The 14,036-nt window shown below is 68.3% G+C and carries 14 protein-coding genes; 6 read left to right on the top strand and 8 right to left on the bottom strand.

Translation table 11 applies throughout. The features are described 5' to 3' along the window. Positions 1 to 36: 36 nt before the first annotated feature. The 6 genes from AC50YC_RS01830 to AC50YC_RS01805 all read right to left on the bottom strand — a co-directional run bounded on the left by AC50YC_RS01830 (position 37) and on the right by AC50YC_RS01805 (position 6,431). Entirely contained in the window at positions 37 to 1,362 is a 1,326-nt protein-coding gene (locus AC50YC_RS01830) for an MFS transporter (protein WP_494951939.1), read from the bottom strand. After that, a complete protein-coding gene (locus AC50YC_RS01825) occupies positions 1,359 to 1,895 on the bottom strand; it encodes a winged helix-turn-helix transcriptional regulator (RefSeq protein WP_494951938.1) in 537 nt (178 codons plus the stop codon). The genes AC50YC_RS01830 and AC50YC_RS01825 overlap by 4 nt, the downstream gene beginning before the upstream one ends. Positions 1,896 to 1,969: 74 nt before the next feature. Beyond that, the gene (locus AC50YC_RS01820) at positions 1,970 to 3,250 is read right to left on the bottom strand and encodes a glycosyltransferase 87 family protein (protein ID WP_494951937.1); all 1,281 of its coding nucleotides are present in this window, start codon (positions 3,248 to 3,250) and stop codon (positions 1,970 to 1,972) included. Positions 3,251 to 3,256: 6 nt separating this feature from the next. Then, complete coding sequence (locus AC50YC_RS01815) at positions 3,257 to 4,459, bottom strand: cystathionine gamma-synthase (RefSeq protein ID WP_494951936.1); 1,203 nt, start codon at positions 4,457 to 4,459, stop codon at positions 3,257 to 3,259. Between the two features lie 94 nt (positions 4,460 to 4,553). Further along, complete coding sequence (locus AC50YC_RS01810) at positions 4,554 to 5,939, bottom strand: cystathionine beta-synthase (protein WP_494951935.1); 1,386 nt, start codon at positions 5,937 to 5,939, stop codon at positions 4,554 to 4,556. Between the two features lie 57 nt (positions 5,940 to 5,996). After that, entirely contained in the window at positions 5,997 to 6,431 is a 435-nt protein-coding gene (locus AC50YC_RS01805) for a VOC family protein (protein ID WP_494951934.1), read from the bottom strand. Between the two features lie 162 nt (positions 6,432 to 6,593). On the opposite strand from AC50YC_RS01805, the gene AC50YC_RS01800 reads away from it, so the two are divergent. The 3 genes from AC50YC_RS01800 (at position 6,594) to AC50YC_RS01790 (ending at position 9,484) form a co-directional block, all read left to right on the top strand. Continuing rightward, positions 6,594 to 7,586, top strand: coding sequence for a DNA-3-methyladenine glycosylase family protein (locus AC50YC_RS01800; protein WP_494951933.1), 993 nt, complete (start codon positions 6,594 to 6,596; stop codon positions 7,584 to 7,586). A gap of 117 nt (positions 7,587 to 7,703) precedes the next feature. Beyond that, positions 7,704 to 8,672: an ATP-binding cassette domain-containing protein gene (locus tag AC50YC_RS01795; RefSeq protein ID WP_494951932.1), complete on the top strand. Its 969-nt coding sequence runs from the start codon at positions 7,704 to 7,706 to the stop codon at positions 8,670 to 8,672. Next, positions 8,672 to 9,484: an ABC transporter permease gene (locus tag AC50YC_RS01790; RefSeq protein ID WP_494951931.1), complete on the top strand. Its 813-nt coding sequence runs from the start codon at positions 8,672 to 8,674 to the stop codon at positions 9,482 to 9,484. The genes AC50YC_RS01795 and AC50YC_RS01790 overlap by 1 nt, the downstream gene beginning before the upstream one ends. Here AC50YC_RS01790 and AC50YC_RS01785 read toward each other — a convergent pair. Further along, a complete protein-coding gene (locus AC50YC_RS01785) occupies positions 9,481 to 11,157 on the bottom strand; it encodes an AMP-binding protein (RefSeq protein ID WP_494951930.1) in 1,677 nt (558 codons plus the stop codon). The two genes, AC50YC_RS01790 and AC50YC_RS01785, sit on opposite strands and share 4 nt — an antisense overlap. A 101-nt stretch (positions 11,158 to 11,258) precedes the next feature. Between AC50YC_RS01785 and AC50YC_RS01780 the strand changes: the two genes are divergently transcribed. After that, on the top strand, positions 11,259 to 11,537 hold the full coding sequence (locus AC50YC_RS01780; protein WP_494951929.1) for a putative quinol monooxygenase: 279 nt from the start codon (positions 11,259 to 11,261) through the stop codon (positions 11,535 to 11,537). Positions 11,538 to 11,640: 103 nt separating this feature from the next. Here AC50YC_RS01780 and trxA read toward each other — a convergent pair whose 3' ends face one another. After that, positions 11,641 to 12,051: a thioredoxin gene (gene trxA, locus AC50YC_RS01775; RefSeq protein ID WP_310061934.1), complete on the bottom strand. Its 411-nt coding sequence runs from the start codon at positions 12,049 to 12,051 to the stop codon at positions 11,641 to 11,643. A 147-nt stretch (positions 12,052 to 12,198) separates the two neighbouring features. Between trxA and AC50YC_RS01770 the strand changes: the two genes are divergently transcribed. After that, positions 12,199 to 13,185, top strand: coding sequence for an ABC transporter ATP-binding protein (locus AC50YC_RS01770; protein WP_494951928.1), 987 nt, complete (start codon positions 12,199 to 12,201; stop codon positions 13,183 to 13,185). Next, positions 13,182 to 13,982 carry an efflux permease Rv1217c-related protein gene (locus tag AC50YC_RS01765; protein ID WP_494951927.1) on the top strand — a complete coding sequence of 267 codons (801 nt, stop codon included), beginning with the start codon at positions 13,182 to 13,184 and terminating at the stop codon, positions 13,980 to 13,982. The genes AC50YC_RS01770 and AC50YC_RS01765 overlap by 4 nt, the downstream gene beginning before the upstream one ends. The last annotated feature ends 54 nt before the right edge of the window (positions 13,983 to 14,036 follow it).

The raw sequence follows: 14,036 nt of genomic DNA, 5'->3' as shown, positions 1-14,036 counted from the left end.
GCCTAGCGGCAGGCTTCCCGCAGATGCCGCAGCCGGCTAGGCCGGAACGGGCGCAGGCTCCTTCGCGCCGGCGTCCTTGCGGATGGCCGCGCTGATGACGGCGGCGATGGTGCACATCGCCGCGGCGCCGAACCAGGCGTAGGTGTACTGCCCGGTGGCGTCCCGGATGGCTCCGGCGGCCAGTGCCGCGGCGGCCGCACCGAGCTGGTGGGCGGCGAAAACCCAGCCGAACACGACGCTGCCGTCCGCGCCGAAGACCTCGCGGCAGATGGCGGCCGTCGGCGGCACGGTGGCAACCCAGTCCAGCCCGTAGATCACCACGAACACGATCATGCTGGGTTGGACGGTCGCGCTGAGCAGCAGCGGCAGGACCAGCAGGCCAATCCCCCGAAACTGGTAGTAGACCGCGAGCAGGATCCGGGGATTGAAGCGGTCGGTCAGCCAGCCGGAGGCGATTGTCCCCACGATGTCGAAGATCCCGACGATGGCCAGCAGGCCCGCCGCCGTCGTCTGGGACATGCCATGGTCGTGGGCGGAGGGAATGAAGTGGGTGCCGATCAGGCCGTTGGTGGTGGCGCCGCAGATCGCGAACCCCGCGACGAGGGCCCAGAAGGTCCGCACCCTGCTGGCGCGATTGAGCACCTGCAGGGCACGGACGGCGGCATTCCGGTTGGATACCCCGGCTCCGGCGGCGGCGCCCGCCCCGGACCGGGACTCGGGCTCAGCTTCGGCTCCGTAGGGCAACACCCCGGCGTCGGCCGGTGAGTTCTTCAGGAACTTCAGCACCAGCGGCACCACGGCCAGGGCTCCGGCGGCGATCAGCAGCGACGCCTGCCGCCACCCCGGGTCCTGGGCGAGGGCGGCGATGAACGGCAGGAAGACCAGCTGCCCCGCGGCGCTGCCTGCGGTGAGGATGCCGATCACCAGCCCGCGGCTCTTTACGAACCAGGTGTTCGCAATGGTCGCCGCAAAGACCAGCGCCATGGACCCCGTCCCCAGGCCGATCAGCAGCCCCCAGGTCAGCAGGAGCTGCCAGGACTCATTCACCAGCACGGTCAGGGCGCTGCCGGCCCCGATCAGCACCAGCGCCACGGACGTGACAGCGCGGACGCCAAAGCGTTCCATCAGGGCCGCGGCGAAGGGTGCGGTAAGGCCGAAGAGCACCAGGTTGATGCTGATCGCGGCCGAGAGCACCGTGGTGGACCAGCCGAATTCGCTCTGCAGCGGAACCATCAGCACCCCCGGCGCGGCGCGGAAGCCCGCGGCACCGACGAGCGCGAGGAAGGCAACTGCGGCGACGATCCAGGCCGGGTGGATCCGCCGTTTGGGCGCGGGCAGCAGAGTGGTTTCGGGGGCGCTCATGCGGCGGATCCGTTCGCGGGGGTGATGGGACCGGTCGAGGGCGGGGCCGGGGCGGCGGCAAGGGCCACGGGTTCCGGGGTTCGGGTCAGGCTGTGCCAACTCGTGTTGTGTACCGTGAGCCGCTCCCCGCACGCCGTGCAGCTGTCCGCGGACGTCGTGCGCGCGCCGCAGCCCGTGTGGATCACGAACATGTGCGCTTGTTCCGACGGAGCCGGCAGGTGCTTTTCGGCCCAGAGCACGACGGCGTTGAGCACCGGCAGGGCGTCCTCGCCCTTGGCGGTGAGCACGTACTCCTGGCGGGTGCGGCCGCCGTCGTCGTAGGGCTGCCGGATGAGCAGCCCGGCGTCGACGAGTGCCGCGAGGCGTTTGGTGAGGACGGAATCCGCGGCCCCCAGCCGGGACTTCATGGCGTCGAAGCGGCCGTTGCCGAAGAAGACCTCACGGAGGACCAGCATGCCCCAGGGGTCGCCGAGGATGTCCAGGCCGCGGGCCATACTGCAGTTCCGCTGGGACCAGTCGGATCGAAGTGCCATGCCGACCAAACTAGCTGACTATCTTCAAGAAAGCCAGCCTTTTCCCGATCCGCCGGGCAGGCCGGATGGACGCGCTAGGCCCGCTGGCGGAGCGCGACGCGGGAGGGGCGGTAAGCCAGCGCCCAGTACACCAACATGGCGATCCCGCAGAGTACGCCCAGGCTGGCCACGATGAGCTGCCACTGGGTCTGCGGGTCCTTGCCCCATTCGGCCGCCCCGGCCATGACCGACAGGTACTTGGGCGTCAGGTAGAAGGCCAGGGCCGAGAACGCGACGATGATCCACCCGGCGAGGCGCATCCGTCCGTTCCGGGACGGCACCCGGTGGATCGCGAAGCCCATGCAGGGCAGGGCCACGGCCATCCACACCCAGTGGTGGGACCAGGACACCGGGCTGATCAGGAGCATCAGCACGGCGGTGGCGGAGACCGCGACGAAGTTCTCGTCCGCGGCCACCGCCCACGCGATCACGAGCGCGGCCACCGCGGCCAGGGTCAGGGAGAGCACCAGCCACAGCATGCTGGTCAGGCCGGAGTCCGGGAGTCCCAGGTGCAGCAGCAGGCCTTTGACCGAGAGGTTGTCCACGTACGCCGGCCCGCCGATCCGTCCGGTGTCCGGCAGGATCTTGGTCCAGAAGGTGAGCGAGGCCGTGGGCAGGATGGCCCAGGCCAGGCCGATCGAGCCGAAGAAGCCGGCCGCCATCCAGCCGAGGGCCTTGAAATCGCGGCGGACCAGGAAATACAGCCCGAACGCCAGCGGGGTCAGCTTGATCCCGGCCGCGATGCCGATCAGCAGCCCCGCGGGCCAGCGGATCTCCCCGGCCCGGGCTTTCCCGTAGAGCGCGAAGTCGGCAAGGATCAGGCCCATCAGGATGATGTTGATCTGGCCGAAGTCGAAGGTGTCCCGCCAGGGTCCCAGGAGCAGGATCGCGGCCGTGCCGGCCAGGGCCACGGCCCGGAAGCGCCAGTCGGCAAACGCGTTCCGCCAGCTTCCGAGGCGGAAGTAGTGCCGAGCCAGCCAGGCGGACACAATCGCGGCGCCCAGCAGCGCCGTGGTGATGAACACGAGGCTGCCACCGCTCTGGCCCAGCGTCGCCATGGCCGCGAACAGCAGCGCCGCGAACGGCGGGTAGGTGAACGGCAGCCCGTCCCGCGGAGCGTAAAGCTCGTTGACGCCGGTCTCACCGGTCTGGAGCACCCGGCTGCCGCCGTAGAAGTACACCTCGAAATCGTTCATCAGCGGGATGTAGGCCGAGTACAGCACCACCAGGGCGACGACGACGGCGAGCGCGCCGGCCGCCGTCGCGAGCCAGCCGCGCATGGTGGAGGGCGTGGCCCTGGTGGAGGTGGAGGTCACGGGTGCTTAGCTGCCTGACTTGCCGGGCGCAGAGTCAATCTGCGCGAAGGCCTGTTCGAGGTCGGCGATGAGGTCCTCGACGTCCTCGATGCCGCAGGAGAGCCGGATCAGGTTGACCGGGACGGCCAGTTCGGTGCCCTTGACCGAGGCGTGTGTCATTTCCGAGGGGTAGTTCATCAGTGATTCGATCCCGCCGAGGGACTCCGCCAGGGTGAACACGGAGGTCGATTCGGCCACCTTGCGTGCTGCCGACTCGCCGCCCTTGAACTGCACGGAGATCATGCCGCCGAACTTCTTCATCTGCTTTCTGGCGAGCTCGTGCCCCGGGTGGGAGGGCAGTCCCGGGTACAGCACGGCCTCGACCTCGGGGCGCTGCAGCAGCCATTCGGCCACGGCCTGCGCGTTGTCGCTGTGCCGGTCCATCCGGACGCCCAGGGTCTTGAGGCCGCGGGTGGTCAGGAAGGCGTCCATCGGGCCCGAGACGGCACCGACGGCGAACTGCACGAAGCCGATCTTCTCGGCCAGCTCCGCGTCGTTGACGATGATGGCGCCGCCGACGACGTCGGAGTGCCCGCCGATGTACTTGGTGGTGGAGTGCACCACGATGTCGGCGCCGAGGGCAAGCGGGTTCTGCAGGTAGGGCGAGGCGAAGGTGTTGTCCACCACGAGGAGGGCACCGGCGTCGTGCGCCAGCTTGGCGAGGGCCGCGATGTCGGTGATCTTCATCATCGGGTTCGAGGGCGTCTCCACCCAGACCAGGCGGGTTTTGCTGGCCGCAACGGCCTTCGCGACGGCGTCGAGGTTGGACATGTCCACCGGGGTGTTGCCGATGCCCCACTCCCCCAGCACCCGGCTGATCAGCCGGTAGGTGCCGCCGTAGGCGTCGTTGCCGAGGACGATGTGGTCACCGGGGCGGGTGAGCGCGCGGATCATGGAGTCCTCGGCGGCGAGGCCGGAGCTGAAGGAGAACGCGGCGGTCCCGCCTTCCAGCGCGGCCAGCTGCTCCTGCAGCGAGTCGCGGGTGGGGTTGGTGCCGCGGCCGTACTCGTAGCCGGCGCGCAGCACGCCGATCGCTTCCTGGGCATAGGTGGAGGAGAAGTGCACGGGCGGGACGACGGCGCCGGTGCGCGGCTCGAACTCCTGGCCGGCGTGCACGGCGCGGGTGTTGAAGCCGGGGGTTTTCGCGGCGGAGCTTTCTGGCAAAGACATGTGCGTTCCTTTCGGCCGACGGCCGGCGCCCCGGGAGGGCGGTCCGGCTGCCGGGTCAGTTGCTGGGGTCAGATACTGAGGTCAGTGGCGGCGGTCAGTTGCTCAGGTAGGCGAGGAGGTCGTGGCGGGTCAGGATTCCCACCGGAGCGCCGACGAACGTCACCATGAGGGTGTCCGCGTCGGAGAGGAGTTCGCGGGCCGTCGAGATCGATTCGAGCGAACCGATCACCGGCAGCCGGGCCTCCATGTGTTCGGAGATCTTGTCCGAGAGCTTGGCCTCGCCGCGGAACAGCTTGGCGGTCAGGGTGCGTTCGTCGACGGCGCCGAGGACCTCGCCCATCACCACCGGCGGTTCCTGGGACAGCACCGGGATGTGCGAGACGCCGTACTCGTTCATGATGTTGATGACGTCGCGGACGCTCTCGTTCGGGTGGATGTGCACGAGGTCCGGCAGTTCCCCGGTCTTGGCCTTGAGGATCTCGCCCACGGAGGCCTCGTCGCCGCTGGCCAGGAAGCCGTAGGAGCGCATCCACTGGTCGTTGAAGATCTTGGCGAGGTAGCCGCGGCCGGAGTCCGGCAGGATCACGACGACGACGGCGTCGTCCGGCAGGTCCTTGGCGACCTTCAGTGCGGCGACGACGGCCATGCCGGAGGAGCCGCCCACGAGCAGGCCTTCCTCGCGGGCCAGCCGCCGGGTCATCTCGAAGGAGTCGGCGTCACTGACGGCGATGACGTCGTCCGGGACGGACTTGTCGTAGTTGGCGGGCCACATGTCCTCGCCGACACCCTCGACGAAGTACGGCCGGCCGGTACCGCCGGAGTAGACCGAACCAGCCGGGTCCGCGCCGATGATCCTGACCACGCCGCCGTCGGACTCCGCGCGGTGGGCGGAGACTTCCTTGAGGTACCGGCCGGTGCCCGTGATGGTGCCGCCGGTGCCGGCGCCGATCACGCAGTGCGTGATCTTGCCGTCCGTGTCGCGCCAGATTTCCGGGCCGGTGGATTCGTAGTGGCTGGCCGGGGCGGCCGGGTTGGAGAACTGGTCGGGCTTGTAGGCGCCGGGGATCTCGGTGACGAGCCGGTCCGAGACGCCGTAGTAGCTCTGCGGGCTGTCAGGGGGAACGGCGGTGGGCGTCACCACGACCTCCGCGCCGTACGCCTGGAGCACGGCGCGCTTGTCCTCGCCGACCTTGTCCGGCACCACGAAGATGCACCGGTAGCCCTTCTGCTGGGCCACGAGGGCCAGACCGACGCCGGTGTTGCCGGAGGTGGGTTCCACGATGGTGCCGCCGGGCAGGAGCTTGCCGGTGCGTTCGGCCTCCTCGATCATCTTCACCGCAATGCGGTCCTTGATGGATCCGCCGGGGTTCAGGTATTCCAGCTTCACCAGGACCGTGGCCCCGATGCCGTCGGTAACGTGGTGCAGCTTGACGAGCGGCGTATTGCCGATGAGGTCCAGAACGGACTGGGCGTACTTCATAGGTACAAAGTTACCGTCTCCTCCCGCCGGGGGCGGCCCCGGGCACGTCGGGGCGACTCAGGCGCCGATGTCGTTCGCCCCGTTCGCCCCTGCGGTGGCGGCGCCTCCCTCCGGCGCGGCGTTCTGCCACAGGCCGATGATGTTGCCTTCGGTGTCCCGGAAATAGGCGGCCCAGCCCATGGTGCCGACCTCCTGCCGCGGCTGGACAGTGCTGCCGCCCAGGGCATTGATCTTCTCCAGCGCGGCGTCGATGTCCTCCACGTCCACCGTGACAACGGGGGACGTGAGTTCCCCCTCGCGGCGGAACATGCCGCCGTTGATGGAGCCCGGTGCGGAGGGCATGCCCGTCTCATCCGTTGGCGTCGTCATGAGCATGGCGTAACTCATCTCCGGCATGGCATCTATTCTCCAGCCGAACGCCGACCTGTAGAACTCCCGGGCGCGGTTCTCGTCGTCCGCGGGGATCTCGAAATGCACTACTCCGCCAGCCATCACACTCTCCAAGGAACAGGGGTCCGGCCCAAGGCCAGGCGTGGGCGCTCCACACCACAGCCGGAGTCTAGTCCCGGTCGACCCCGGAGTTAAGGGCCGTCCGGCCCCTGCTTCCAACAGGCAGTGACGGCCGCTGTCAGGCGTTCGTGGAATCATGGTCAGATGACCATTGCAGACGTCCCCGCCGGTGTTGCCGCCGCGGCGGACGCCTCGCTGCGATGGCTGCCGGGCGGTCCCTTCGACTTGATGCAGACCGTCGGGACGCTGCTGCGGGGGCTCGGCGATCCGTCCATCCGCACCGCGCCGGATGGCCTCTGGATGGCGTTCACCACGCCGTCGGGTCCGGCCACGCTCCGGCTGACGGTGGCTTGTCCGTCGGACTGTCCGCCGGCGGGTCCCGCCGTCGACGTCCGCGCTTGGGGGCCCGGTGCCGCCGACGCCGCCGCGTCCGCGCCGCGGATGCTGGGCCGCGACGACGACTGGTCCGCCTTTGATGAGCCCGCGTTCCACGCCACCCTCCCCCGGATGGTTGTTGAGGCCCGACGCCGGAACCTCGCCGTGCGGCTGCCCGCCACCGGCCGCCTGATCGACTCCCTGGTGCCCACCATCCTGGAGCAGAAGGTCACCGTGATCGAGGCCCGGCGCGGCTACCGCTACCTGATGTACCGCTTCGGCACCCCGGCGCCCGGCGCCGGTACGGTTGCCCCGGCGAACCTGCTGGTGCAGCCCACCCCCGAGCAGTGGCTGCGCATCCCGTCCTGGGAATGGCACAAGGCCGGGGTCGGTCCGCAGCGGTCGGCGACCGTCATGCGCGCGCTGCGCTCCGCCGTCGCGCTGGAACGGCTCGCCGGGCTCCCGGCCGCGGAGGCCGCCGCGAAGCTGCAGACCATTCCCGGCATCGGCGTGTGGACCGCCGCGGAAGTCGTGCAACGCACGCACGGCTGCCCGGACTCGATTGCGGTGGGCGACTACCACCTTGCGGCGTACGTGGGGGCGGCGCTGACCGGCCGCCGGACCGACGACGCCGGGATGCTCCGGCTGCTGGCCCCATGGGCCGGGCACCGGCAGCGGGTGGTCCGGATGATCGGGCTCAGCGGCTTCCGCAAACCGACCTTCGGCCCGCGGATGACCATCCAGGACCACCGCGGCCACTAGGAACTCCCTCAGGACCGGGGCAGTCCCTGGCTGTGGACGGCCCTGCCTGATGGGTATAGCGTGGCCGCATGGCGCCCGGCAGCCACGGCGCCTGGGCCTCACACTCCCGGAGTACCAGTGATCCACACCCAGAAGCTCACGAAAAACTTCGTCGTCAAGAAGGACACCATCGAGGCGGTCAAAGGCATCGACCTTGACGTGGCCCCTGGCGAACTCGTGGCGTTCCTCGGCCCGAACGGCGCGGGCAAGTCCACCACCCTGCGTATGCTGACAACCCTGCTGAAGCCCACGTCCGGCAGCGCCGCGGTTGCGGGCCTGGACGTCGCAACGGATCCTGCCGGTGTGCGGGCCAGGATCGGCTACATCGGCCAGGGCAACGGCGGCGGCCACAGCTTCCGGGTCATCGACGAGATGGTCATGCAGGGCCGCTTCTACGGTATGAACACGGCGGACGCACTGGCCAGGGCTGATGAGCTGCTCAAGTCCCTGGATCTGACCGACCTCGCGAAACGGACGGTGATCAAGCTCTCCGGCGGCCAGCGGCGGCGGATGGACGTGGCCCTGGGGCTGATGCATTCACCCCGGCTGTTGTTCCTCGACGAACCCTCCACCGGCATGGATCCGCAGAACAGGGCCAATCTCTGGGAGCACATCATGCGCATGCGTGCCGAACACGGCACCACCATTGTGCTGACCACCCATTACATGGACGAGGCGGATGCAATGTCCGAGCGGGTGGTCGTCATTGACCACGGGAGAATCATCGCCGATGACACTCCCGCACGGCTCAAGGCGGATCTCGCCGGCGATCTGCTGTCCGTGGAAGTGGCGGCCGGATCGGCCGCCGCGGTGCGGGGACTGCTGGGGCGGACCGCCACGGAGGGCGAACTCGACGAATCAGAGGACAACGGTGTTGTCCGGTTCCGGTTGCGGCTCACTCATGGCTCCCGGCTGGCCCCGGACCTTTTGAGGCACATGGACGACGCCGGCGCACCCGCGCTCTCACTGGAACTGAAGCCGCCAACCCTGGATGACGTATTCCTTGAACTCACCGGGCGGAGCCTCCGGGAAGGAGCGAAGGTCTGATGCCCGGGAACGGCCCGCGGCCCGACGCCGACCTGAAGCGGCCCGGGACCGGGCAGCTGCTGAGGGACATCTGGTACGTCTTCCTGCGCGAGATGCTGCTTCCCCTGCGGGACCCCTTTTCGCTGGTCTTCTCCCTGCTCCAGCCGCTGATATTTCTCGCCCTGTTCGGGCCTCTTCTCGGATCCGCCGTGGGAGCGCCGGCCTTCGGGGGCCAGTCGACGCTGCAGTGGTTCCTGCCCGGCGTCGTGGTAATGATTGCCCTGTTCGGCACCTCCATGACCGGCTCCAATCTGCAGTACGAACTCATGACCGGTTCCTACGAGCGGATCCTGGCCACCCCGCTGTCCCGGTCCTCGCTGATGATCGGGCGGGCGCTCAAGGAGTGGGCCCCGCTGGTCGTGCAGGGCCTCCTGATCGCCATCGTGTGCGTGCCTTTCGGCTTCGACTTCTACCCGCTTCACGTGCTGTTCGGGCTTGTCATCCTGGGGACCTTCGGCATCGGCCTCGGAGCCCTGTCCTATTCACTGGCGCTGGTTTCCCAGAGCAAGGAGTGGATTTTCTGGGCGGTCCAGCAGACCCTGTTGTTTCCGCTCATGATCCTGTCCGGCATTATGCTGCCCATCGAGGCGGGGCCGGACTGGATGCAGGCGGCGAGCCTGTTCAATCCCCTGACGTACCTTGTCAACGCCGAACGTGAACTCTTCGCCGGGGCCGTGGGGGTGGACACGCTGCTCGGGCTGGCCGCCGCCGGTGCGACAGCCGCCGTCGGGCTGGTCGTGGGCATCCGAACGGTCCAGCGGAGCGCGTATTAGAGGCCCAACCGGGCCACGGCCTCCTGCCGCATGTCCACCTTGCGGATCTTCCCGGAGACGGTCATCGGGAAGTTCTCCCGCACGTCCACGTAGCGCGGGATCTTGTAGTGCGCCAGCCTCCCCCGGCAGAACTCGGCCAGGCTGCCGGCATCCAGCGGGGCGGCACCGGGTTTGAGGATGACGCAGGCCATCAGTTCCTCGCCGTACTTCTCGTCCGGCACGCCGATCACCTGGACGTCCTGGATGTCCGGGTGGGTGTACAGGAACTCCTCGATTTCGCGGGGATAGACGTTCTCGCCGCCCCGGATCACCATGTCCTTGATCCGGCCCTCGATCACGATGTAGCCGTCCTCGTCCATCCGGGCCAGGTCCCCGGTGTGCATCCACCCGTCGGCGTCGATCGCCTCGGCGGTCTTGTCCGGCTGGTTCCAGTAGCCCTTCATGACGGAGTACCCGCGGGTGCACAGCTCGCCGATCTCGCCGCGCTGCATCACGTCGCCGGTCATCGGGTCCACCACCTGGCTTTCCAGGTGCGGCATGGTCCGGCCCACGCTTTGGGTGCGCTGGGCCATCGTGTCCACGCTGCGGGTCATCGTGGACACCGGCGAGGTCTCCGTCATGCCGTAGCAGATGGCGACGTCCGCCATGTTCATCTCCGAGATGACGCGGTTCATCACCTCAATGGGACACAGCGAGCCCGCCATCACCCCGGTCCGCAGGGTGGAGAGGTCGTAGGAGGCAAAGTCCGGCAGGGCGAGTTCGGCGATGAACATCGTGGGCACGCCGTACAGCGACGTCCCGCCGAAGTCCTGCACGGCTTCCAGCGCCGCGGCGGCAGTGAACCCCCGGCCCGGGATGATGGTGGCGCAGCCGTGGCTGAGGGCGGCCAGGTTTCCGATCACCATGCCGAAGCAGTGGTAGAACGGCACCGGCAGCACCACCCGGTCGTGCTCGGTGTACTCCATCAGCTCACCGATCGAGTAGCCGTTGTTCAGGATGTTGTGGTGCGAGAGCGTGGCCCCCTTCGGGAAGCCGGTGGTGCCGGAGGTGTACTGCAGGTTGATCGCGTCGTGGGGGTCCAGCTCGGCCATGCGCGCCTTCAGCACGGAATGGGCGACGTCGTCGGCCCGCTTGAGCAGCTCCGCGAACGTCCGCTCGGCGTCCGTTTCGGGGACGCCTGCCGTGAGGCCGGGCAGGCCCGCGTCGGGCAGGAACACGAGTTCGCGCAGCTCCGGGCATTCGGCGAGCGCCTGCCGGGCCATGCCGGTGTAGTCGCTGTTGCGGTCCGACGGCGCCGCGACCAGCATCCGCATGCCGTTCTGCTTGACCACGAATTCCAGCTCATGGCTGCGGTACGCCGGATTGACGTTGACCAGGACCGCCCCGACCTTGGCCGTCGCGTACTGCAGGATGGTCCACTCGGCGCAGTTCGGGCTCCAGATGCCGATCCGTTCACCCTTGGCCACTCCCAGGGCGAGCAGCGCGCGCGCCACGCGGTCGACGTCGTCGTTCAGCTTGGTGTAACTCCAGCGCCTCGCCTCTTCCCCCGGCACCGCCGCAGCCTCGATCAGTGCGTCCTGATAGGGGAATCTGGCCACGATCCGCTCGAAATTGTCGCCGATGGTTTCCCCGAGCAGCGGGACGTCAGTGTCCCCGGCTGTGTATGCAAGCATGATGTGACGCTACCAACACTCGGCCGTCAAAAGAAGACCAAAGCTTGGATGTCCTACGAAATCTTCGGGACACAATGCCCCCGCCCGGTATTGTGAAAACCATGAGCGCACCCATTGACCTTCAGGCCATCTTCATCCCCAACGACGGCGAGTTCTTCCGTGTGAAGCTCGCGCTGGAGATCGCGATTGACGAGGTGGTCAACGAGCCCGGCTGCATCCGGTACGAGCTGACCGAGGCGAGCGAGGACAAGCTGGTGCTGACCGAACAGTGGGCCTCGCAGGAGGACCTGGACAAGCACTCCAAGGGCACAGCCGTCCAGGACCTCAATGAATCCCTCAGCGCCCTGCTGGCCGAGCCGGTGCGGCTCGTCAAGCTCTAACCAAGTCCCAGAACAGACAACGCGGGGTCGCTCCCCGCCCATTAATCAGAAGATCATGGGCGCGGAGTGACCCCGCGTTGCTGTATGCCGGTCAGGGACTCGCTTAGGCCTCGGGGATCTGGCTGCCATCCTGCTTGCCGGCCGCGGCGGCCTCGGCCTGGGACCGGGCCACGTGTGCGTGGACTTCTTCCATGTCGAGGGCCTTGACGGCGTCCACGACCTGCTCCAGCTGCTGGGCATTCAATGCGCCCGGCTGGGAGAACACGAGCACCTTCTCGCGGAACGCCATCAACGTCGGGATGGACGTAATGCCGGCCTCGGCGGCGAGCTGCTGCTCGGCCTCGGTGTCCACCTTGGAGAAGACGACGTCCTGATGCTTCTCGGAAACTGCGGCGTATGTGGGGCCGAACTGCTTGCACGGGCCGCACCATTCGGCCCAGAAATCGACGAGGACAATGTCATTGTCCTCGACGGTAGATGCGAACTGTTCACCTGTAATGTCTACGGTAGCCATGGGTCAACGGTACGCGAGCAGCCCCGGATTGTCCCCCGCATTTCGCTCTTGGCACATCCATGTGACGGCCCTCCGGCGCACCCTGCCATCCGGTCCGGGGTCCTAGGACCCTAGCCCGCACGGCGGCTACGGTTTACCATCGGCGCCATGCCCCCAGACCCGGGAAACACCACCAGCCAGGCCATCACGGTCGACTCCCTGACCAAGAAGTTCGGCCACCGGGAAGTACTGCACGGCGTCAGCTTCGCCATCGAGAGGGGCTCCGTTTTCGGCGTGATCGGGCCCAACGGCGCGGGCAAGACGACCGTCATGCGGTGCCTGCTGGACATCATCCGGCCCACCGCCGGATCGTCGACTGTGCTCGGCGAGGACCCCCGGACCGCTGGCCCTGCGCTCCGCCGCCGGATCGGTTATCTGCCCGGCGAACTGTTCCTGGAAGGGCGGATCACCGGCCGCAAGCTGCTGTCGCATTACGCGGACATCAGCGGACCCGTCAGGCCCGGCCGGGTCGATGCCCTCGCCGAACGGCTCGGACTGGACCTGGACCGGCACACCCGCAAGCTCTCCAAGGGCAACAAGCAGAAGCTGGGACTCGTCCAGGCCTTTATGCATGATCCCGAGTTGCTCGTGCTGGACGAACCTACCAGCGGACTGGACCCCCTCGTCCAGCAGGAATTCCTCACCATGGTCCGCGAGGCCCAGGCCAACGGGCAGACGGTCTTCCTCAGTTCCCATGTGCTCAGCGAGGTCCAGCAGGCCGCCGACACGGTCGCAATCCTCCGCGATGGCCGCATCATCACCGTCGCCACCGTGGCCAGCCTGCGGGAAGGCGCGGTACGGCACGTGCGGCTCACGGCAACCGGGATTTCGGCGGCCGACGCCGGCGCGCTGCTGGCGCGGGTGCCCGGGATCGGGCACCTCGAGGTGCTGCCGGCGGGCGACGGCGTCGAGCTGTCCGCCACGCTGGGCGGTGCGATCCAGCCGCTGCTCCAGGTCCTGGCCACCCTCAAACTCACCGAACTGGTACTGGAGGACCCGGACCTCGAGGAATCGGTCCTTGAGCTCTACGGCACCATCCGCGGCAACGGCAACGGTCGCCGCGGTCGCCGCGGACGGAAGGGACACGGCGCATGAGGAAACCGCTGCCGCTGTTCAGGCGGGCGTTCGTGGACTCCTGGCGTTCCACCCTCGGGTGGGCGGCGGGGCTCGCCGCCACGATCTTCATCTACCTGCCGCTTTATCCCTCGATCGGCGGAAGCCCGGAGATGCAGGGCGTGATGGATGCCTTCCCGCCGGAGATGATCAAGGCCCTCAACTACGACCAGATCACCTCGGGACCCGGCTACACCCAGGCCACCATGTTCGGGCTGATCGGCTTCATGCTGATGACCATCGCCTCGGTGGCGTGGGGTGCGGCGGCGGTCGGCGGGGACGAGGAGTCGGGCCAGCTGGAACTGACCCTGGCGCACGGCGTGACCCGCACGCAGGTGATCCTGGAGCGGGCGCTGGCCGTCCTGCTGCGCGTGCTGCTGCTCGTGGCCCTGGTGTTTGTGCTGATCCGGCTGCTGACCGATTCCGCGCAGCTGAACATCAGGCCGGAGAACCTTTTCGACGCCTCGGTGCTGTTCGCGGGGCTGAGCATGCTCTCGGGCTCCACGGCGCTGTTCGCCGGAGCGGTGACGGGGCGGAAGACCTACGGGCTGGCCGCCGGTGCCGGGGTCAGCGTCCTGGGCTATGTGTTCAACGCCGTGGGCCGGCAAAGCCAGGAGGTCGACTGGCTCCTGAACCTCTCGCCCTACAGTTGGGCGTACGGCAACAACCCGGTGGCCAACGGGGCGGACTGGGCGGCCGCGGGCTGGCTGTGGGGAATTTCCGCGGCGCTCATGGCGCTCAGCGCGGTAGCGCTAAGCCGGCGCGATGTCGGGACCTAGGGACGTCGGGAACCCGCGACGCCGGGTCCCAGGCGCAGGCAGGCGCGGGCCCGG

The organism is Pseudarthrobacter sp. MDT1-56, from assembly GCF_059383555.1.
Note: the sequence above shows the minus strand (reverse complement) of the source record. Positions and strands in the feature narration are given on the sequence as shown.

Excerpts from the sequence above, each read along its gene's own strand:
- AC50YC_RS01830 (WP_494951939.1), bottom strand. The coding sequence starts at position 1,362 with ATGAGCGCCCCCGAAACCACTCTGCTGCCCGCGCCCAAACGGCGGATC.
- AC50YC_RS01825 (WP_494951938.1), bottom strand. The coding sequence starts at position 1,895 with ATGGCACTTCGATCCGACTGGTCCCAGCGGAACTGCAGTATGGCCCGC.
- AC50YC_RS01815 (WP_494951936.1), bottom strand. The coding sequence starts at position 4,459 with ATGTCTTTGCCAGAAAGCTCCGCCGCGAAAACCCCCGGCTTCAACACC.
- AC50YC_RS01810 (WP_494951935.1), bottom strand. The coding sequence starts at position 5,939 with ATGAAGTACGCCCAGTCCGTTCTGGACCTCATCGGCAATACGCCGCTC.
- AC50YC_RS01805 (WP_494951934.1), bottom strand. The coding sequence starts at position 6,431 with ATGGCTGGCGGAGTAGTGCATTTCGAGATCCCCGCGGACGACGAGAAC.
- AC50YC_RS01800 (WP_494951933.1), top strand. The coding sequence starts at position 6,594 with ATGACCATTGCAGACGTCCCCGCCGGTGTTGCCGCCGCGGCGGACGCC.
- AC50YC_RS01790 (WP_494951931.1), top strand. The coding sequence starts at position 8,672 with ATGCCCGGGAACGGCCCGCGGCCCGACGCCGACCTGAAGCGGCCCGGG.
- AC50YC_RS01785 (WP_494951930.1), bottom strand. The coding sequence starts at position 11,157 with ATGCTTGCATACACAGCCGGGGACACTGACGTCCCGCTGCTCGGGGAA.
- AC50YC_RS01780 (WP_494951929.1), top strand. The coding sequence starts at position 11,259 with ATGAGCGCACCCATTGACCTTCAGGCCATCTTCATCCCCAACGACGGC.
- trxA (WP_310061934.1), bottom strand. The coding sequence starts at position 12,051 with ATGGCTACCGTAGACATTACAGGTGAACAGTTCGCATCTACCGTCGAG.
- AC50YC_RS01770 (WP_494951928.1), top strand. The coding sequence starts at position 12,199 with ATGCCCCCAGACCCGGGAAACACCACCAGCCAGGCCATCACGGTCGAC.
- AC50YC_RS01765 (WP_494951927.1), top strand. The coding sequence starts at position 13,182 with ATGAGGAAACCGCTGCCGCTGTTCAGGCGGGCGTTCGTGGACTCCTGG.